Here is a 19,040-nt window from a genome sequence, read left to right as displayed (position 1 = left end):
AGAGTCGAGTTCATCACCGCCGCTCGATCTGCTCAATCAGACGATCCCAAATGGCAGTGAACAGCTCCTCCTTGGTCATGGTTCGGCTGACGCCTCCGCTCATGTCGAGGAGCGAGAAGTTAGTGAGCTCCAGCCTCGGACCACCGGCCTCGCGATCGTAGAGGGGAGTGGCGAAGGCGTGCATACCGCTCCCGCCCAGACGGTGCTGATCCAGGCTGAAGGCAAGCGTGCCGTCGCTGAGGCCACCGGGGTAGATATCAAGTGCGTAGACGGTGCTTCCTGACTTCTCCACGCGAACCGCTACCCGCTCCGCTGAGACCCGCGTGGTACCCGCGAATCCTGTCGAGTGCAGCCGTGGAATCGCCTGCTGAAACTGCTGGGGCTGAGGGACAGTATGCGAACTCTCTTCTCAATCGAAAGTCAATAGTCCGTATCTGTTGATACCTCTTGGCTTGTCATCACTCGGATCCGTATCCCCCGCCGGATTCGGTGGTGGCCAGGCCTGGGCATCTTTCTACTGCCTTGCAGTTGGTGCACGAGAATGGAGACTGTCGCAGACCTTGTTGGTGAAGAAGTCAAGAGCGGTCGGACAGTCCATATAGCAGTTGAGCTGCCGCCTGAGCTGCAAAGTCGACTGAATGCTTTGAAGGACCTTGGGGCAGGGCTCATGGCTGACGAAGCTGTATAACAAATCAACAGCCTAGCCCCTTGACGAAAGAGGAAGGGGGCCCGCACCGGCGCCTACCCTCCTCTGCGGCGTAGTAATTGCCCTTCCAGACCGTGGTGAGTTCTCCTTGACTCGTGGTGAGATCCCGAGGGAACTCACCACGCCAGGTCAGCGACTTGCGCAATGCGGTCCTGGTGGTAGACGCAGCGTCAGGCAGGCCTGCACTGTGCACCTCACGGCACGTTCACACCACGGGCAACTTGACCGCAAGCTGCGTCGGGTCAGCGAGTAGCCGTATCAGCCACAGCAGGGCGATGTTGGCGAGGCCACGCGGCAGGTGACCGTTGTGAGACAACAGGACGGCCTTCTGCTCGGCGGTCTGGTTCAAGAAGGAGTGCGCGCTGTTGCGGTCCAGGCGCAGGTACCCGGCGGTCGCCCCGTCCCAGGAGCGCTTGACTGGTCCGTTCTTTCCCGGGAGGTTGACCAGGCCGTCCGTACCGACGTATCTCCCAGGACTGAAGCCGTCCTTGACCCGGTCGAGGGCTTCGACCCCTCGGAGACAAGCTGGCAAGGCTACTGCGGCAACATCGGCGGGGAGCTGTTGGTTGAGCCAGTCGTAAGCCTTGCGCGCGTTGCTTGGCGTGACGGCCGCATCGAAGCCCACCAGTTTCATGCCTTCCATGGCGTCCAGCGCGTCGTAGGCGGCGCGGAGCCGGGCGGTCTCGTTCTGCTCGGAGTCGAGCATAGTCTCGGCAACGTCGCGGAGAACGCGTTCGATGCTGGCCAGGTACTGCCAGTGCAGCCCCGGGTCGTAGGTGGGGGTGGACTTGTCCAGGAAGAAACGCGCCGGGTCGGTGGCGAGCGCCAGGACATCGTTGACCCGGGCGATCCACCAGGTGAGGAAGGTGTGGAGTTGGCTGCTCGTGAGGTTCGGGCGGTTCTGGCCGCCGCGTAGAGACGGCCCAGTAAAGCGGTCGTCGCTGATTTTGAGGGCGTCGACGAGCTGGTTGCTCGGCCAGGTGGCACCGGGTGTGAGGTCGCCGAAAACCCAGATCCCGACGGCGCGCATCCGCGGGGCCGGTACGGCGTAGACGTAGGGGGCGAGGACGTTCAGCGCGGCGCCAAGGTAGGACTGCGCCCCGAAGATGCCACTGGTGGCCAGCGCCCGGCCTGCGGGAAGTTCGTGCCCGTTACCCAGGGCGATCGTCGGGTCGTTCTCCAGGGATACCAGGCCCCTGACGAGCGCGTACCGGCTGGCGAGTTCCTGGGCCATGGCGACGACCAGGAGTTGGGAGTCCGGGAAGGCCGGCACCGCACGGTCGGCGAAGAACGTTCGCATCGCATGGGGAAGGCCGTCGGGTCGTGTCGTCAGGAAGTTCAGCTGGAACTCGGCGGCACGCGCCGGTAGATCATCCTGCTCGTGCAACCGCCGCAGTGCTTCAGCGGGCGGCGCCCAGCTCGGCGGCTGCTCCGAAAGAGAAGCGAGGTGCCCGAAAGCGTCCGTGCCTCTGGCAGGGATGTGCCTCGCGTCGAGTAGAACCGGCGTCTGCCGGGTGTAGGACTCCTGCGTGCGCAGCCTATATACCGCCCCATCGCGACGGTGTTGCCAGCCTGCAACCGACAGGTAGGCGGTGATGGAGGGGGTCAATGGTGCGGGCGGCTCGAACGGGATCCAGCCGCCTGATGATGTGGCAGCGCCCATGCCTCGATGATCCCCTAACCCAGGTGGGTACCGCACCGCATTTGAAAGCCCATCAAGCACAGCCGAATCGCGCACACGGGGCCAGTCCTCTTCCCCCGGTAGAGACGACCGGGCTGTGGTTCCGCATGGCGTCTGTGTGGGCATTCTGGCTCCCGAGGGGGTGCGGGGATGCCAGGACCATTGCGCTACGCCGATGCTGTTCAACTGCTCGGAGGGAACGGACCGGCTCTTGACGCGCTGGACCGGGTTTTGGGCGGTGCCCTCACGACCGCCGTCGGACCCGCGCCGGAATTGATCCTCTCGCTCTTCGGGGCCGATGCCCAACTGGCCGCTCTCAGCCGCTCGTTGGTTTCGAGGGCCGCCGAACGGATTCAGGGCCTGGGCCGGTTCGAGCGCACCGAGCGCTTGGCCGCCGCCCACGCGGTGATCGTGGTGGCCGCCTACGGTGACGCGATGGCGCAGGCACAACTGCCCTTCGAGGTGCGAGAACTGGCCACGACCCGGACCGATTCAGTGCGGCTCGCCACCGGTGACGCCCCTGAGTCTCGCCGTCTTGCCGCTGTCGCCGATCACCTCTTGGGTTCGCATCTGCCCCTGCCCTCGCCGCACGAGCCGTACGAGACGACTCTGACCGCGCTGCGTGGCTTCTATGCCTCCATGTCCGGGCACATGGAGGCATACGTGTCTGGGCTGGCGGTTTGGGACCGGCTGACCACAGAAGCGTGCGAGGAGGTGCGAGCGACCCTCCACGATCACGTCCCAGACATCGCCCTGACTTTCTACGAGGAGATGTTCCGCCAACTGGCCGTGGATTTCCCGGACGTGGGGATCTGGGCCGACAGGGTTGACCACCGGGCGACCCGCTTCGCGGTCCGCCGTCTGGAGGAGACGGTCACGCGGCTCGCGGACGGAGATCTTCCGGCCGGCCGACTGACCGCACTGCGCCGCGCCGGGGCCCTGCTGCTCGACGGGCCGATCCTGGGCGCGGAGGAGACCGCCGCGGGGATGGCGATCCCAAGCCTGCGCGAGGCGTACGTGAGCGCGGACTTCCGGGTGGCGGGGTTCGGCAAGGCGGACCGGCTGACCAGCGAGGCATGGTGGCGGCAGCACGAGGTGCGCGGTGGCCTGGACACGTTTCTGGAGGGTTTCCTGACCGCGCCCAAGGCGGTTGAGGTGCCGATCCTGCTGCTGGGACTTCCCGGCTCCGGCAAGTCGCTCCTGACCAAGGTGCTCGCGGCCCGGCTTCCTACCGAGGACTTCCTGGTCGTGCGGGTCCCGCTGCGGGACGTGCCCGCTGACACAGGCGTACAGGACCAGATCGAGGCGGCGATCCGGCAGGCTACTGGCGAGCGAACCATGGACTGGGCGGACGTCGTCCGCGCGGCCGGCCATGCCCTGCCCGTCGTCCTCCTCGACGGATTCGACGAGCTGCTCCAGGCGACCGGGCTGCACCAGTCCGACTACCTGGAACGGGTGGGGGTCTTCCAGGAGCGCGAAGCCGCGCTCGGCCGACCGCTCGCCATCGTGGTGACCAGCCGCACCGTCGTCGCGGACCGGGCCCGGCTGACGCCCGGCGGGATCGCTATCCGGCTCGAATCCTTCAGCGCTACGCAGACCGGACAGTGGCTGGAGCTGTGGAACCGCAAGAACGCCGCCTACTTCAGCCGCCACGGCCTGCGCCCGCTCACCCCCGAGCAGGCCCTTGCCCAGCCCGACCTCGCGAGCCAGCCTCTCCTGCTGCTGATGCTGGCCCTGTACGACGCCCAGGACAACCTCTACCAGCGCGAGGCGGGCACGCTCGCCGGGTACGAGTTGTACGAGCGGCTGCTCGCCCGGTTCGCACTCCGGGAAGTACTCAAGCACGACGCGCGGCTGACCGACGAGGACATGGCGCAGGCGATCGAGTACGAGCTGCTGCGGCTGTCGGTAGCCGCCTTCGGGATGTTCAACCGGCGCCAGCAGTGGGTCACCGAAGACGAGCTGGAGTCCGACTTGCAGGAGCTGCTGCCTCAGCAGACATCCCTGCCTACGGGGCTGCGGGCAACGCTGAGCGGGGCACAAACGACCATCGGCCGGTTCTTCTTCATCCACCGCGCGGAAGCATTTCGTGACGGCGTGCGGCTGCACTCGTACGAATTTCTGCACGCGACCTTCGGCGAGTTCTTTGTCGCCCGGCTTGTCGCACACGAACTTCAGGACCTGCTGGCGGCCGAGCGGGCGGAGACCCAGCGGGCCCGGCGCTCCCGTACCGATGACTCGTTCCTGTACGCGCTGCTGTCGTTCGCCGCGTGCGCGGGGCGCGGGCCGGTGGTGGCGTTCCTGACAGAGGCGCTGCGCCCGCTGCCGACGCGGAACCGCGAGGAGCTGAGCCAGTTGCTCCTGAGACTGTTCCACGATTCCCTGGATGATCGCCCCGTCTCTTCCTACGCCTCCTACCAGCCGCGCCGGCACCCTGCTCCGGCCGCTCCCGCCTTCTACCGCGCGAACTTGTTGCTGCTTCTGCTGATAGTGGCGGAGGAGGCGGTGTCAGGACGAGAGCTGTTCCCCACAGACCCCGACCCGGTCAGCGCATGGCGGGGCACGATGCTGCTGCTGGAGTCACAGCTGCACGCGGAGGAGTGGCGGGCCCTGGCGGACCGGCTGCGGCTGCAGCGGGTGTGGGACGGGGAGAGGCGCGCCATCACAATCGGGCTGGGAGAGAACCCGGAGGATCCCCACGCGGTGAACCCACACTGGACCCACGGCCACGGCAGTGAGGAACAGCGCCGCTACATCGGCTGGCAGACCGCCAGCCCCGATACGGTGACGCGAGACGCCCACCTGCGGTGCGACACAGGAACCGACGCACTGCTGCACCTGGCCCAGGGTCTGGAAGAGCTCGACCTCGAACTGGCGCTCACCGGCTACGGGGTACTGCCCGACGGAGAGGCGGTATCCGGCGCCCGGCTGCTCTTCCGGTTGTGGAGCGCGGGCGGCCACTTCTCGCCCGTGCACCGGGACGCCGTGCGCGCGGCGCTGCTCTGCTTCGACCCGGACGCGACGGACTTCATCAAACGCTATCTGGCCGTGGTGCTGCACCAATGGGAGCTGGCCGGACATCCCGTACCGGAAGACTGGGTGGATCGGGCGCACAACCTGATCGACGCGCACTCGGACAACGCGGGGTACGACCCTCTGCTCGACGAACTGCCACACCCACCTGAGAACGCGACACCAACCCCATGAGACGGCATATTTAGGGATCGAATCAAGTCCTAGGGTTAGAACCCCGAAACTCCGAAGACTTTGGCTCTGTACAGCTAAACGTTGACTATTTTGCCAATCGTCTTTTCTCTGCCCAGTCCATAGTAGACGATGTTCGAACTATCCTGGACGTCAATATTGAAAGCGTTGATCTGCCCGAGTGGAATGAACTCGGGGACTTGAGAGAGTGATCTCGTGCCTGGTGCACGAGAATAGAGACTGTCGCAGACCTCGTTGGGGAGCAGATTGAAAGAGGGAGAGCGATCCACGCAAAAGTTGAGTTACCGGCTGAGTTACAGATTCGACTTGATGAACTGCGATCATCTGGGGCTAGCGAAGAGCTCGCAAAATGATCGTGAGCGAAATTTCTTGTGGCCTCCCCTTGCAGATGCCCGGGCTACCCGGTACCGCTTACCGGAGGAGAGGAGTTGTCCATGCGCACGATGTCGTATCGCCAGGATTCGTGATCTAGACCGTCGGCGGGCTGTCGTGTCTTGAGATGCTCTTGGATCTCGTTCACGTATACCGGCTGCCGACTCCCTTTGATCGCCGAGAACACCGGATGGATCTCAGCCTCAGCCAGCTTGGCCGGCAGAGCCAGGTCTTTCCACATCGTGTTCAGCACGTAGGCCAAGTGACGGAGGAGTAGTTGGGTTGAGTCGGGGCCGAAGACCACGCTTCGCGGGAGCTGAGACGCGCCGTGCCCAGCAAAGTTCCTTAGCTTCGCGTACTGAGCTTGGGAGTGCGGCAGGGGCGCCGTCTCCGGCTCAGCGTGCCCCTCCAGGTACCTCACGCCTGTCCGGAGTACTTCCGTGACGTGGTCTGTTCCACGCTTACCGCTGACGACCCGGCCCAGCAGTTCGGTGGCATCGAGGGCAAGGAAGAGCGACCCCAGGTGGTAGTCGGCCTCGAAGTTGAGCCCGGAGGCCTGCATGAGCTCGCGCATGGCACCACATATGTACGACGCCTTGCACACGTAGGGATCGAGCCCGGTGACACGTGCGGCTTCGTCCCATCGCGGTACGTCGTGCGTGAGCTCGACAGCGTGCTGAGCGATTAGAGGACGGTAGTCCATGAGGCCATAGTCCGACCGACGTTCGGCTGGGGCAACCTCATCTGGGTGTTGAGCTGGATGATTGTTTCCAAAGGCAGTTGCGGCCGCCTGGCGCCACGCGCTCGCCCAGCGGAGTCGATCACGCCGGGGACCTGATCCAACAGCCCTTTTGCCCCAGAAGCAACAGCTGTTGCGGCTGGTTGGTTCGGGAGCGCTGACAGATGATCGGGACTGGCTCTGAGAGGCTGTGGTGCACGGCTCGCCGGACGCTTGGCTCGGCTGAGTCACGGCGTATTTACGTTCGTGCGAGGTTTGGCGTATGTCCGTAGCGAGCAGTGAAAGACATCTTGGGGGCCTGGCAGAGGCGGAGGGGGAACTGTGGCCAAGAGCGCGGGGGACATACCACTCGCGGACTGGCTGACGGCCCTGCGTGCTGAGCTGCGTGCGGCTCAGGAGGCGGCCGAGGACGAGTCCTTGAAGTTCGAGTTGGGGCCGATTGACCTTGAGTTTGACGTCTGCACCACGCGTGAGGTCGACGGCAGGGCCGGGCTGCGGTTCTGGGTGACGGAAGCGGGGACGGGTGTCAGGAGGAGTTCTGCGCGCACCCAGCGGGTTCGTATGACGTTGCTGCCTCAGGAGGGGACTCTCGTGCGGTACCCCGACGCCGAGGAGAGCCTCTGACGCCTTCTGGCCGGTGGTCCCTGTCCTGCGGAGGGTGAGTAGATGAGCGATGGGACCAAATCGTTCGACGACTACCCGGCGCGCTGCGTAGTGGCCGTGCGTTGCCGCGCTTCGCGACAGGACCCTTTCGTCTTTCGCGGGACCGGCTGCCTGATCGCGGACGGTTTGGTCCTGACGGCTCGGCATGTGATGGGCGATTCCCAGGAGGCGGAGGTCCAGTTCGGGCTGGCGCCGGGAAGCCCGACCGTGTCAGCACAGGTGTGCTGGCGCGGTCAGGGAACCTTCACCGACATCGCGGTGCTGCGACTGGCCGACGCGGATCGCGAGGCACTCCCTCACGCCCCCGACGTCCGCCTGGCCCGGGTGCACAGGGACGGAGGCGGAGCCGCGATGCCGTGCACGGCGTTGGGCTTCCCCCGTTTTGCCCGCGGACAGCTGCGTGATCCTCCCCTTCCGTATGTCGACGCGTTCGAAGTGCAGGCGCATGTACCACTGGCGACGTCCGTACGCGACGGCAGGCTTCGCCTCTCCGTGGAGAGCACAGAAGGCGGGCATGGCTCCTGGCAGGGCATGTCGGGAGCGCCAGTCTTTGCGTTCGGGTTCCTCACCGCCGTGGTCGTGGAGGCCGTGACCCGGAGCGGGCGTCAGGAACTGATCGCTGTGCCCGTCGCTCTCGCGACGGGACATGAACAGCCCACCGTCACGCATCAGGGACGGCCATTGGGAGAGCCACGGTCCAACAGTGTGGCCCTGTGGCAGCTGCTGGCAGGTGCAGGGGTCGTGCCCTCCGCGGACGACGATTCTGCGGGCACGCTGCCGATCGCCCGGCGGCGGTCCTTCTACGCGGCAACGGTCGAGGAGTTGACGCGCAGGACCGGACGGCTTGAGGACCGGGAGCACGAGTGGCACGACCTGGCCGACTGGGCACGTTCGTCGAGCCGCTTCGCGCTGTGGACCGGACCGCCCTGGTCGGGCAAGACGTCTCTGGCAGCGGCGTTCGCCTGCGGCCCACCGCCCGATGTGGACGTCGTGTCGTACTTCTGCTCCCGTGTCCGTCGTATGCCACGCTCCGAGCTGTGGTCCGCGGTCAACGACCAACTCGCGGCCCTCGTGGGTGATCCTTTCGCTCTGGATCCCACGATGGAACGGTTCCACTCACTGTGGACACGAGCGCTGGATCAGTCCCGTGAGCAAGGACGCCATCTCGTTCTGCTCATAGACGGGATCGACGAAATGGAGGACGCCGATGCGTTGCTGGCGTCACTTCCCGGCGGACATCAGAAAGGCACACACGTACTGCTCTTCAGCCGGACACCGCTGGAGTCGTTCCCGTTCGCCGAACCACGGGACGAAGGCGTGGACTTCGCTCCGCCGCATTTGAGAGCGGCGCAAGTCGTCCTGTCTCCCACGGATCACGCCCGCACAGCCGAGCAGCAAGCTAGCCATGACATGGCAGATATCCTGAGTCAAAGCGACACCACTCCCGCTCATGTACTTCTCGGACAGATAGCCGTGCTAGGACCGTTGGATACGGATGACCTCCACACGCTGAGCGGTTTCATGGACTGCGACCTGACGAAGCGTGAAGTCACGCGAGTGCTCACGTCCCCGCCGATCCGGCGTCTGGTGCACGCCAGCGATCGTTGCGGCGCGACGGTGTTCGCCTTCGCCCACGACACGTTGCGCGAGGCATTCCTGAAGGACATGGACAAGAAGCGGCGGACGGTTCTCGACGGTGCGATAGAGACGGCGGTCCGCACGTGGGCGGATGCTTGGCCCGATGCAACACCCCGCTGGGTCACCGAGCTGTACCCGGACTATCTGAAACTCTCCGGCAAACTCGACACGTGGGGAAAGCTACTGGAGTCCGAGCGGTGGGCAGCCCTGCTGCACCAGCGCACAGGTTCGCATGTACGGCTGTTGGAGGACAACGAGCGTTATCTGTCCGCTCTGGCCGCCTCGCCCCATCCCCCCGTGCTGCGGATGACCAGTCGGGCGCTGGACCTGGAGGAACTACGACGCCCGGTGACTGGCCTACCTGCGGACCTGGGGCGGGCGTGGGCAGAGGCCGGGCACCTGGCCCGAGCGGAGCGCATCGCGCTTCATCTGGAAGAGCCGGATCACCGCGTACGGCTCATGACCTACCTCTGCCTCCTGACACACCAGCGCGCGGAACGCGCTCATGCCCGACGCCTCCTGGACACGGCAATAGAAATGCTGAAGAACTGCCGCGAGGAGGACACGACTGATCTGCGTGCGCTTTTGGCGGCAACAGCGCATCGAGTCCTCAGCGCGGGTGCCGCGTCGTCGGTTCTAGGTGCACTCCAGGACGGCAGTTTCGCGATCCCGCAGATGGATCCGGCGCCCATGCCTCCAGAAGCGACGTGGTCCAAAGACCTACATACGCAATTCTTGTTCCTGGCACATGGGCGTGCAGACAGGCCGGCCTGGGAGCGGCGGCGCCGACCCGGACAGGACACCGCCCGTATGGAGTTGTGGCAGCTCACCAGAGCGGCAGCGGAGCGAGGTGACGTTGACGCACTCCTCGGCCTGATCGAGGCACTCAACCTGTACAGCGTTCTCGGAGTCACCAACATCGGTGGACAGGCCCAACGTGAGGCTCTCGCGGAGATCGCTCTGGTCTTCGTGCATGAACATCCGGAGCACCCCAAGGTGGCCGACGTCCTGGAGGCGGCGCAGCGTCGGTGCGCTGAGAGCGTGCACGAGCACGATCCCTCCTACTGCTGGAGCGACGACCAAAAGGCGATGGATGCATTCGCCGACCTTGTCAGCCTCATGATCCGCACCAACCAGTTCGGCAGCACGGCCAGACATACCATCACACAAGGGAACGATGACGGCTTCGATCACGAGGCGAGCGTACTGAGGAGGTCTGCCGCAGCCCTGGGGGCGGCAGACGCCAAGGAGACGGAATTGGCGCGCCACTTCCTTGGTCAGGTGAAACACGATGTCCTGTCCGCTCACTGCCAGCAAAGGATCTCCGAGATCTGGGCCGACGACCCCGATCTCTGGGCGGAGGGAGTCAATCTCCTGGCCAGCGCCCATCCGGACAGGCTGACGACCGCACACGTGGTGGCCAGCGCGCTGGACACAGCCTTCGGCTCCGGCATGGAGGATGCGGGTTTCGAGCTTCTGCAGACCTACCTGGCCTACTGCGAAGGCGAGGAGCGGGATCTCGCCTCGCATGTGGAGACTGCCATCGTCGCCGCGGTGGCCGGCTGTGTCGATGCCGGTCTCGACGAGAGTGCACGCTTGCTCGCCGACAGCCTCATGCTGCCGGAGTCCCGGGTATGGGCTTGGTCCGTCTATGCACGACACTGCGCACAGGCACGCATCGTCTCCGGTGCCATCGACGGGATCGACCGCGCGGAACGTATCTGCGACTGGGTCGTCTACCCCGACGGTGCCGGCCGCATCCTGTGCCATCTGGCGTCCACAGCGCTGTTGCTGGGCGACTCGGTCCGCTACGACAAGCTGATCTCGGGTGCCGAAGCCCTTGCTCTGCGCGGCCACCGCGAAACCTGGCGCGCACTTCTCCCTTCGGTGATCCGCACCCACCATGAAGCGGGGAAGACGGACAGAGCACGCACGCTGCTGGACACCTATGACGCGCATGTGCGATGCGAGCGTGATCCGCGGCTCCAGGGCGAGGGTCTGATCACCTGCGCCCAGCTACATGCCGAACTGGGGAACGTGCAACCGGCCAGGGATCTGGGGCTGCTGGAGGACGGCCCGGTGTGGGCCCACGTCCACGACCTGTCCCTGGTGTTTCGCCACCTGGTGGAGACCGTCGCCAAGGTCGACGCGGACAGCGCGATTGTGCTGGTCGAGCGCGTACCGCCACCGCCTAATCCCTCGGGGTACGGGGCTGCGGCCTGGTGGAGATGGGAAGGCGAGCAACAACAGACGTACGACTTGCTCGTGACAGCAGCGCAGGCGGGACTGTGGACCACCGCAGAGCGCGCGGCGCAACAGCTACCGACCGAGATGCGTGCCCGTGCTCTCGGCACATTGGCCCGTCTCGCCGCCACAGCCGCTCCGGAGCGTACTCCCGGCCTCTTGGGTAAAGGGTTGGCCTGCGGTATCACTGCGGACCTTCTGCTGGCGGCCACTCTGATCAGCCCTGAGTCGGCGCAGCTCTGCCTCGCCACGTTCGTCGATCACACCGATAGGTTGTTCCGTGTGTGACTACTCGCCTCACACGGTCTTGACGCTTGCGACGGCCGCCGTTGGCGAGGTGCAAAGCAAGGCCGGCCGCGCCGTGGACAGTGCGGGCAGAGATCCCCGCCGATCAACGGAAACGGGTCTTGTGAGTGTTGCATTCCTCAGGGACCGTCCGACGTCTGTCTTACGAACCCAGCGGGATGGCTATAACTCGGCCTGTGCTGAGCATGCTGAGCGATTGGAATTGCTAGTGGGCGCGGCAAATGCGATCTGATCTGTTCGGCAGCACAGTTCAGGCTGTAGCAGACCTCATTGAGGCCGAGCTCTCGGCCGGAGGTGGTGTCCAGAGACTCGATCCCCACGCAGCCGTGTCTCTTTCAGCTGGTACGGCGGCAACATTTCCTGTCCCTGCCGGGAGGGTTCAGCCGAGCCGGGCCCTCGCCTGTCAAAAGCGATACCTCTCGGCCTGGTGATGCAAGGAACTTTGGTTTTCATGCGTCGCGGAAGGGCCGTAGCGCATTCTCTGCGCTACCTCTTCATCTCTCGCCGCTTGCTCCCGAAGTCGCCTGATGCCCCTTTCTTCTCCCTCGGATGGCTTTTCTCCTCGCCGACGTTTAGCGTCGAGTGCTTCCTGCTGGCGATCGGCCAATTCCCGATTCTTCTGGGCCATCTCTTCTATGGACTTTGGATCATTGTAGTTCGTCATTGCCGTCTCCCTTCTGGTTCGAGACGGCGCGTCCTACTTGATCGGGCGCTCTACGTCCAGTCTTCACCCCGGTTGGCGTAGATGCAAATGACTCACCTCTGCTGGGGAGGGCTCATAGTCCCCGGCTCTCTCTCACCCCAACCCCCCTTTCCTTCCTTTGGAGTTCCCATGGCTAACAACTAGACTGCCGACGAGGCCTGGCACCCACATCACCGTCCCGGACAGGTGCCACAGCTGTGTGACGCAACTGGTGCGGTGGCGCCGGGGCCTCTTCAGCCGAGGTGAAGAACGGTCAATGCTGTGGTCCAGTCGGCGACGATCGCCTTCTGCGCGGCGGAGAGCGATACCTGGCCGGCGCAGACCGCGGTGTGCAACTTGGTCTCCACCGGGTCCTTCTTGTTGTTCACCCCGGCGCCCTTCTTGTGGCCTGGGTCGGCAGGCTCTACCCACAGGTTGCGCGCGTCGTTGGGGTCGCCTCCCAGCTGCAGGCTGATCAAGTGGTCCATTTCAGCATCGCCCATGCGGCCGGTGTAGCCGTAGGATGCGGCGTTCAGCTTCTTCTCCTTGCCCGTCACGTACGCAGAGGGGCGTACGCCGGAGGTGTAGCCGCCCTTGCGGCAGATCGTCGACTTCAGGTTCGCCTGCGTCACCGCCGGGGAGATCGCACCCGGAGTGCACTTCGGATCCTCCAGCGGCTCGCCGTGCTCATAGCGGTAGTGGCACGAGCCGGCGGCCGGCTGCTGCTGGACCGTGTAGTGCTTCTGCGGGCCCGCCCCCACCGCGATCGGCTTCCCTGCCCCAGCCTGCGCGGCCGATCCCGAAGCTCCTTCTGCCGGGCTTTGGTTTGCGGACGACGTCGACGTGCCGAGCTTGACGGACGAACAGCCCGCCAGCAGCAGGCAGGCGAGCAGGACGGGCGGTACGGCACGGCGGGCAGAACGCATGACGATCCTTCACGGGCAGGCGATGATTGAGCAGATGCTCCCCCATGACCGCCCAGTCCTACCGAGCGGGGTACCGCGCAAAGAGGCACGCCCGTGTGCAGCCTGCGCTACTGAGCAACTGGCACGTACTCCAGGGCCCCAACGGCGAACTGGGCGAGGAAGTCGTTCAGCCGGGTCGGTTCGACGACAACCAGGTCTCTCACAACCACCTCGGCGTCCTGGCCGGTAGAGGACGCGCCGCGCCTTGTTGTTGTGGCCAACCTAACCAGTCGCACGCAGCGGCACGCTGATGATGAGATATCCAAAGCTGGTGGCAATGCGCGGAGTATTCTGTTTGCAGCTCAACCAGCCGAAGAATCCGTCCGCCTAGTGTGTCGAATTCTTGCCACATGAATGCATTTCCGTCATGCGGTACGTCAATCATTTGGGCACGGTCGAGCCGATGCTAAACCATGACCATCCTTTGGAAGGGGCGAGATGACCACTCAGACTGCGGATCTGCTTGCGGCCGCTACACAGGGAAATACCTCACCCGAAGTTTGGCGTATCCTCGGCGCTGTCGTCGGCGCCGGTGCTGTGGGTGGCATCATCAACGCACTGATCACCGATAACGGCTTCATTGTGCCGAAGATGGAGAGAGGAATTCTCCGCCCCGGCGTGTTTGGTAACGTGGTCCTCGGTGCTTTCGCGGCCCTTGTAACCTGGGGTCTCTACGGACCCCTCAAGGATGCGGTACTAATCGGCACGCGCCCATCAGGAGAGGTCACTGCTTCGTTGACAGTTACTGCGCTAATGGGTGCGCTCCTGGCCGGTGTCGGAGGTGCCCGAATCATTACCAGTGAAGTCGACAAGCGATTTCTTAGGACTGCAGCCGTCGGCGCTGCCACCAAGGATCCCGATCCGGCACTGGCGAACACGCTGGCAACCGGTACGCCTGCGATGGCTGCCCAGGCGGCGGCTGACGGCTGATGCAGCGTCTGCGCCGAGCATAGAAGGTCACGTGGAAGGTCTGGCTGCAGCAGCCGTCTCCCGAAGAGGTACAGCCCCTGCAGGGCTACAACCCGGACTTCCTCAACGAGCAGATCGACGTTCCGCAGCTACTGATTCGACCGTGCGGGTCACATTCAGCCCAGGTTAATATCGGCACCCCACCGGGCAGATGGGCGTCCTGAATTCCTGGCGATGTGGGCCAATATTTCGAACGCCAGTGGCTCCCCCTTCTCGTAGCGATAGTGGCAGGAGCCCGCAGCTGGCTGCTTCTGCACCGTGTAGCGCTTCTGCGGGTCCAGGGCGACCGCATACTACGCCCGCACCCGCAGAGAGGCACTCTCACCGCCACCATTCGCAGGAAAAGGACGATCCGGGTTGGTGGGACCGACCGGACGGAGAGACGCTTTCCTCAGGGCGTTGCCCTGATAAGCGATTCCCTCCGACGGCCGCAAGGGAGTGCACACCATGGGTTCCTCGCTCAAGTCCTTCAACATCGACAATCACTTCGTCCGGCACGCGAACTTCCTGGGCGAGCTGTCGGCCATTGCGAGCGACCTGGACCGCGCCGACGCCACCTTCGACATGGTGAACGGCCTGGCGGACCACAACCTCGTGTCCTTCCGGTCCGTCAACTTCCCTCTCCACTTCCTGCGGCACCAGGACTTCCGCGTCAAACTCCACGAAGGCCCGAACCCCCCGCTCGTTCCCCCCGGGTCGGCACCCCCGCCCGAGTCCCCGGACATGCAGCTGATGCGGAAGGACGCCACGTTCGCCATGGTCCCGGGACTCGCGAACCCAAACGCGGTGTCGTTCCGGTCCTTCAATTTCCCCAACCGGTTCCTGCGGCACAGGGACTTCCACCTCTTCGTCGAAGAGGTGGACAGCGACCTAGGCCGGAAGGACGCGACGTTCACGGTGGTCCCCGGCTTGTCCCCGGAGCCGCCGGGACCGCATTAGGGACTGTCCGGCAGGTCCCTACCGGAGCCAGAGCCGGATTGGGTGGCGCACTCCGTAGCCGGGCGTGACCTGCCTCTGGTCTGGTTCCGTGACCCGCTTGTGTCTGATGCCGTTGGCCAGGCATGGACGACTACGGCCACCTCGACCTGGATGAGATCGACTTCGACATGGAGCCCATGACGGACCGACTCGCGTTGCTCACCTTGAACGAAGCGCGCGATCTGCGCCGGCTGCTGCTCGCCGTCGCGCAGGAAGGCGGCCCCGAATCGCCAGATGCCGCTCGGTGGGCTCGAGAGATTGCCGCACGCATCCCCTCGGAGGACTGAAACTCGCGCGGCGATCAGCAGTTCCGGAGTCTCGGCGTTCCAAGGCCCAGACCCAGATGCAAGGGTGACGGGCACCCTCTGTCGCTTGGTTGACACGTTGCCGACAGAGGGGTCCACCCGTTCAACGCTTCTCGAAAGCCCATTTCGCGCTGAGGAAACCGTCGGCGTTCACCAAAGTCGCCCGAGCCAGGCCGAGCGAGTGCCCCATGCTCAATGTGCTGCTTCGTACTGCTCAATGACAGTCCGCGGCACACGGCCGCGGGCGCTGACCTCGATGCCCTGCCCCTGAGCCCACTCACGCACCTTGACGGGGTCCGGTCCTCCAGCAGCCTTCCTGCCGCCTCCACCCCGACGAGAGGTGCCGCCGCTCTTGCGACCGACCTTCACAAAGGGTCCCAAGGCATCCAACAGCTGCTGGTAACTGTCAGGGTTGAGGTCGATGTCGTAGCTGACGCCATCGAGACTGAAAGTGTGGGTTGCGATGTCCTCACCCTCGGTGTCCGTCAGATCGTCGGTGAAGATGGTTACGGTGCGCTGAACCATAGAAATTTCCTCTTTCCAGTTGGACTGCAAGGAGTCTAATAGCCTGGAGGGGTGAGCTTCGCCATCGGCGTGGGCATGCCTTGGCGTCAAGGCTGACATATTGCGCAACTTGTTCGTGCCGGAAGAACCCCGTTAGTTATGAACTGAACGGGTGGGCGTGCGTCAGTAGGCGCCCACGACACATCGGTGGGCTACATCCTCGCCATCCCAAGCTCGATTTGGGACCGTCTGACGTTCTTCTTACGAACCCAGCGGGATGGCTATAACTCGGCCTGTGCTGAGCATGCTGAACGATTGGAAGTGCTAGCGGACGCCGCAAACACCATCTGATCTGTTCGACAGCACAGTTCATGCTGTAGCAGACCTCGGTGAGGGTGAGTCCTAGTACCACTTAAGTCCAATATATTCGCTACGAATGATGGTCGGTATGTGTCAAATCTGACTCAGAATGGCCATGAATGAGCAAAGAGGAAGGTTTGGTGGGGCTATGCGAGTTATTGCTAGTTCATGCCATCGCCGACCTGGGATCGGATCAAGCAGAACGTTGATCTTGTAGCTTCTCTCGTAACCGCCGCTGTATCCGTCTACCTGGCTATTGCTTCTCTGCCTGAGTGGCTCACGGTCAGCTTGGTGGTTGTGGCTACTGTGTTAGCTGCGGCGTGGGTGCTGCGACGCACCACCGCCGCTCACATCGTGGCGACTAAGAGAGCCCTGGCAATCTGCCTAGTGCTCGTTGGCATCCTTGCCGCGGGCGGCTTCGCTGTGCACGCGAGACCTGGTCTTGCCGGCCTTCAAGCGGAAGCCGTCAATAAAACTTCACGCACCTCGCGGGACAATGCCAAGCCGGATTCTGCGTCCTTGGAGGTGACCTATCCGCAGCCGAAAGATCGACTGCAATCATGCCAAGTTGTCTCCGGCACTGGGAGGGTTCCTGACGGCCTGGAGCTATGGATAGGGAATGCCTATGACAGCGGTGGGCATCCCGATGCGACTCAGCTCATGAGTTTGCGCAAGGCTACTAAAGAAACCGCGAGTTGGTACACCAATAAATTCTGGATCGGCGAAGCAAATGACAGCCGCACGTTCTGGATCGTAGTGTTTCTGGTTTCGGAGCAGACCAGCAGTGCTATGGAAAGGATGGTCATCCCCAAGACCTTGAATCTGAATCTAACATGGTTGCCAGATAAGGCGACTGTCGTTAGGCAGTTCCCTGTGTGGCGGATAAACGGTAGCAAGTGCGAGAATTCGTAGGTGGCTGCTGAACTTGATTGAGCGATGGTGGGAGTGCCTTTTCTTGCCCATCGAAGGTGCTGTAGAACCATAGGCATGGGACGGTAGCGAGAATCGCACCGCTGTCCAAGTGGCGGCCCTTCAAGAAGTCAAGTATCAAGTGGTCACTTGTGGCGAAAGAGAGAACGAGAAGCCCGTAGACGTCTCAGCTGGATATCGGGGATCGATTGCGCGCGGCAGCGAGGCCGGTCTCTTCGAGGCCAGGGCCTGCGGACCGCCCTCAGTAAGGGCTCCTCGGACTTTCTGCGTGGGTCGGTGAGGCAGGTCTGTGCTCTCGCCCCAACTTCAGTCAGACTCCAAGGGGACTCGACCAGGCGGTATGAGCCGGACTCAAAGGTCCATCCCAGGTGCCCTAGTCGCTTCTGATCCGCAGCGATATGAATAGGCAGACACGTTATGAACCAGGTCCACACGCGCAGCGAGATGACCGGAGCGGAGCGCTTCTGGTACGTCCTCGGCTGCATCGCCTTTGGCGCCTCGTACTTCGCCAAGGTCCCCGCCAAGAAAGCACTTGCCGACTTCGGATACGGCGAGATGACCGGGGCGGAGCGTTTCTGGTACGTCCTGATGTGCGTCGCTTTCGGTGCTGGTTACTTCGCCAAGCTGCCGATCAAGAGAGCGCTCACCGAGGTCGCAAAGGTTGTTCCGTGAGGAAACCGCGCGGACGTGACGACGGTCCTCGCCGTCCAGGGAGGCAGCGGGGGGGGTGCGCGGGGTCAGACGGCGCGAAGCCCGCGGGCCGCGCCGTATTCGGTATGGAACTCGCGAACTCGCAGGCCCACCACCTTCGCGAGCTCGGCATCCGAGTAGCCGTGCTCGCTGCGGTGTAGATCGAGCATGCTCGGCAGGATGCGGGGCTCTTCCCTCTCCGGCTCGGCCGGTTCGTTGCGGCGATAGCCGTGCTGCGACATCTGCACCTGGAGGCTTTTGAACTTGCGGTCGTCGATCTTGTCGAGACGGCGTGCGGTCTGGATGATCGCGGCCATCGACGCCTTCCAATACTGTTTGAGTTGAACAGCACGTTGAAGGTTCAGACCGGTCAAGTGGGGACCGATTAGGCGCGCCGGCATGAGGAACTCAGACGCGAATCGGTCCGCCTCGCGCTCTCCATCGTCACTGGGGATCTGATGCATGATCAAATGTCCCAGCTCGTGTAGGACAGTGAACCGCTCCCGAGCGGGTGGCATCCCCGTGTTGAGAATTATCACCGGAAGGCCGTTGGGCGGGTGGACGCTAAGGCCGGAGATCTTCAGGGATTCTAGGTCCCGACGTACCACCACGATGCCCGCCCGCTCGACGGTGCGGATGACGTCGTGCACCGGCCCGTCTGGAATCATCCAGCTCGCGCGTACTTTCGCGGCGGCCTCCTCTGGCTCGTGTTCCTCGGCATCCAGCACAGGGAGACGGAAGGGCGGGTCGATCTCCACGCTGGCTTCCAGCCGACGGAGCTGCATCAGTAGAAGGTTTACCTCGGCCTCGATGCGTTGCAGCGCTGTTTTACCCAGACCCGACTGCTTGCGGTGGTAGAAGCCCGATGGTCCCAGGCCTACGGGCTCATCAGGCCAGTCGAACAGCTCCTGGGGGTAGCCCAGTACGTCGGCGAGAGCAGCCAGCCGTTCAGGTGACAAGGGTCCGACTTGGTTCTCCGCTTTAGACAGTGCTGCCTGGGAAATGCCCGCCAGGTTGGCCAGTTTGGACTGCGACAGTCCGCGTGACTCCCGCGCGAGTTGGAGCAGGCGCGGGTTCATGGTG

At 63.9% G+C, this 19,040-nt stretch carries 15 protein-coding genes; 8 read left to right on the top strand and 7 right to left on the bottom strand.

Features of this window, described 5'->3' with window-relative positions; genetic code table 11:
• Positions 1 to 13: 13 nt before the first annotated feature.
• Both OG870_RS17475 and OG870_RS17470 read right to left on the bottom strand, forming a co-directional pair.
• Complete coding sequence (locus OG870_RS17475) at positions 14 to 292, bottom strand: hypothetical protein (protein WP_327691111.1); 279 nt, start codon at positions 290 to 292, stop codon at positions 14 to 16.
• Between the two features lie 619 nt (positions 293 to 911).
• The gene (locus OG870_RS17470; protein WP_327691110.1) at positions 912 to 2,369 is read right to left on the bottom strand and encodes a hypothetical protein; all 1,458 of its coding nucleotides are present in this window, start codon (positions 2,367 to 2,369) and stop codon (positions 912 to 914) included.
• 168 nt (positions 2,370 to 2,537) lie between these two features.
• On the opposite strand from OG870_RS17470, the gene OG870_RS17465 reads away from it, so the two are divergent.
• Positions 2,538 to 5,594 (top strand): NACHT domain-containing protein, encoded by a 3,057-nt coding sequence (locus OG870_RS17465; protein ID WP_327691109.1) that lies wholly within the window; start codon positions 2,538 to 2,540, stop codon positions 5,592 to 5,594.
• A 415-nt stretch (positions 5,595 to 6,009) separates the two neighbouring features.
• Here the strand turns inward: OG870_RS17465 and OG870_RS17460 are convergent, their stop codons facing one another.
• Positions 6,010 to 6,687 (bottom strand): hypothetical protein, encoded by a 678-nt coding sequence (locus OG870_RS17460; protein WP_327691108.1) that lies wholly within the window; start codon positions 6,685 to 6,687, stop codon positions 6,010 to 6,012.
• A 357-nt stretch (positions 6,688 to 7,044) separates the two neighbouring features.
• On the opposite strand from OG870_RS17460, the gene OG870_RS17455 reads away from it, so the two are divergent.
• On the top strand, positions 7,045 to 7,347 hold the full coding sequence (locus OG870_RS17455) for a trypco2 family protein (RefSeq protein ID WP_327691107.1): 303 nt from the start codon (positions 7,045 to 7,047) through the stop codon (positions 7,345 to 7,347).
• A 42-nt stretch (positions 7,348 to 7,389) separates the two neighbouring features.
• Positions 7,390 to 11,556 (top strand): trypsin-like peptidase domain-containing protein, encoded by a 4,167-nt coding sequence (locus tag OG870_RS17450; protein ID WP_327691106.1) that lies wholly within the window; start codon positions 7,390 to 7,392, stop codon positions 11,554 to 11,556.
• A gap of 421 nt (positions 11,557 to 11,977) precedes the next feature.
• Here the strand turns inward: OG870_RS17450 and OG870_RS17445 are convergent, their stop codons facing one another.
• The gene (locus OG870_RS17445; protein WP_327691104.1) at positions 11,978 to 12,238 is read right to left on the bottom strand and encodes a hypothetical protein; all 261 of its coding nucleotides are present in this window, start codon (positions 12,236 to 12,238) and stop codon (positions 11,978 to 11,980) included.
• A 272-nt stretch (positions 12,239 to 12,510) separates the two neighbouring features.
• Complete coding sequence (locus OG870_RS17440; RefSeq protein WP_327691103.1) at positions 12,511 to 13,182, bottom strand: hypothetical protein; 672 nt, start codon at positions 13,180 to 13,182, stop codon at positions 12,511 to 12,513.
• Positions 13,183 to 13,659: 477 nt separating this feature from the next.
• Here OG870_RS17440 and OG870_RS17435 point away from each other — a divergent pair, with 477 nt between their 5' ends.
• From OG870_RS17435 to OG870_RS17425, 3 genes are all read left to right on the top strand, one after another.
• Entirely contained in the window at positions 13,660 to 14,151 is a 492-nt protein-coding gene (locus OG870_RS17435; RefSeq protein ID WP_327691102.1) for a hypothetical protein, read from the top strand.
• A 486-nt stretch (positions 14,152 to 14,637) separates the two neighbouring features.
• Complete coding sequence (locus OG870_RS17430) at positions 14,638 to 15,129, top strand: AbfB domain-containing protein (RefSeq protein WP_327691101.1); 492 nt, start codon at positions 14,638 to 14,640, stop codon at positions 15,127 to 15,129.
• Positions 15,130 to 15,251: 122 nt separating this feature from the next.
• Positions 15,252 to 15,455 (top strand): DUF6417 family protein, encoded by a 204-nt coding sequence (locus OG870_RS17425; protein ID WP_327691100.1) that lies wholly within the window; start codon positions 15,252 to 15,254, stop codon positions 15,453 to 15,455.
• 210 nt (positions 15,456 to 15,665) lie between these two features.
• Here the strand turns inward: OG870_RS17425 and OG870_RS17420 are convergent, their stop codons facing one another.
• Positions 15,666 to 15,998 (bottom strand): histone-like nucleoid-structuring protein Lsr2, encoded by a 333-nt coding sequence (locus OG870_RS17420; RefSeq protein ID WP_327691098.1) that lies wholly within the window; start codon positions 15,996 to 15,998, stop codon positions 15,666 to 15,668.
• A 507-nt stretch (positions 15,999 to 16,505) separates the two neighbouring features.
• On the opposite strand from OG870_RS17420, the gene OG870_RS17415 reads away from it, so the two are divergent.
• Together OG870_RS17415 and OG870_RS17410 are read left to right on the top strand one after the other, a co-directional pair.
• Positions 16,506 to 17,249 carry a hypothetical protein gene (locus OG870_RS17415; protein WP_327691097.1) on the top strand — a complete coding sequence of 248 codons (744 nt, stop codon included), beginning with the start codon at positions 16,506 to 16,508 and terminating at the stop codon, positions 17,247 to 17,249.
• A 435-nt stretch (positions 17,250 to 17,684) separates the two neighbouring features.
• Positions 17,685 to 17,939, top strand: a complete 255-nt coding sequence (locus OG870_RS17410) for a hypothetical protein (protein ID WP_327691096.1) — start codon at positions 17,685 to 17,687, stop codon at positions 17,937 to 17,939.
• A 65-nt stretch (positions 17,940 to 18,004) separates the two neighbouring features.
• Here the strand turns inward: OG870_RS17410 and OG870_RS17405 are convergent, their stop codons facing one another.
• Positions 18,005 to 19,036, bottom strand: coding sequence for a helix-turn-helix domain-containing protein (locus tag OG870_RS17405; RefSeq protein ID WP_327691094.1), 1,032 nt, complete (start codon positions 19,034 to 19,036; stop codon positions 18,005 to 18,007).
• Between the last annotated feature and the right edge of the window lie 4 nt (positions 19,037 to 19,040).

It is taken from the genome of Streptomyces sp. NBC_00461 (assembly GCF_036013935.1).
Classification (GTDB): Bacteria; Actinomycetota; Actinomycetes; order Streptomycetales; family Streptomycetaceae; genus Streptomyces.
Note: the sequence above shows the minus strand (reverse complement) of the source record. Positions and strands in the feature narration are given on the sequence as shown.

Excerpts from the sequence above, each read along its gene's own strand:
- OG870_RS17460 (WP_327691108.1), bottom strand. The coding sequence starts at position 6,687 with ATGGACTACCGTCCTCTAATCGCTCAGCACGCTGTCGAGCTCACGCAC.
- OG870_RS17425 (WP_327691100.1), top strand. The coding sequence starts at position 15,252 with ATGGACGACTACGGCCACCTCGACCTGGATGAGATCGACTTCGACATG.
- OG870_RS17420 (WP_327691098.1), bottom strand. The coding sequence starts at position 15,998 with ATGGTTCAGCGCACCGTAACCATCTTCACCGACGATCTGACGGACACC.
- OG870_RS17405 (WP_327691094.1), bottom strand. The coding sequence starts at position 19,036 with ATGAACCCGCGCCTGCTCCAACTCGCGCGGGAGTCACGCGGACTGTCG.
- OG870_RS17415 (WP_327691097.1), top strand. The coding sequence starts at position 16,506 with ATGCCATCGCCGACCTGGGATCGGATCAAGCAGAACGTTGATCTTGTA.
- OG870_RS17435 (WP_327691102.1), top strand. The coding sequence starts at position 13,660 with ATGACCACTCAGACTGCGGATCTGCTTGCGGCCGCTACACAGGGAAAT.
- OG870_RS17445 (WP_327691104.1), bottom strand. The coding sequence starts at position 12,238 with ATGACGAACTACAATGATCCAAAGTCCATAGAAGAGATGGCCCAGAAG.
- OG870_RS17410 (WP_327691096.1), top strand. The coding sequence starts at position 17,685 with ATGAACCAGGTCCACACGCGCAGCGAGATGACCGGAGCGGAGCGCTTC.
- OG870_RS17430 (WP_327691101.1), top strand. The coding sequence starts at position 14,638 with ATGGGTTCCTCGCTCAAGTCCTTCAACATCGACAATCACTTCGTCCGG.
- OG870_RS17450 (WP_327691106.1), top strand. The coding sequence starts at position 7,390 with ATGAGCGATGGGACCAAATCGTTCGACGACTACCCGGCGCGCTGCGTA.
- OG870_RS17440 (WP_327691103.1), bottom strand. The coding sequence starts at position 13,182 with ATGCGTTCTGCCCGCCGTGCCGTACCGCCCGTCCTGCTCGCCTGCCTG.
- OG870_RS17465 (WP_327691109.1), top strand. The coding sequence starts at position 2,538 with ATGCCAGGACCATTGCGCTACGCCGATGCTGTTCAACTGCTCGGAGGG.
- OG870_RS17470 (WP_327691110.1), bottom strand. The coding sequence starts at position 2,369 with ATGGGCGCTGCCACATCATCAGGCGGCTGGATCCCGTTCGAGCCGCCC.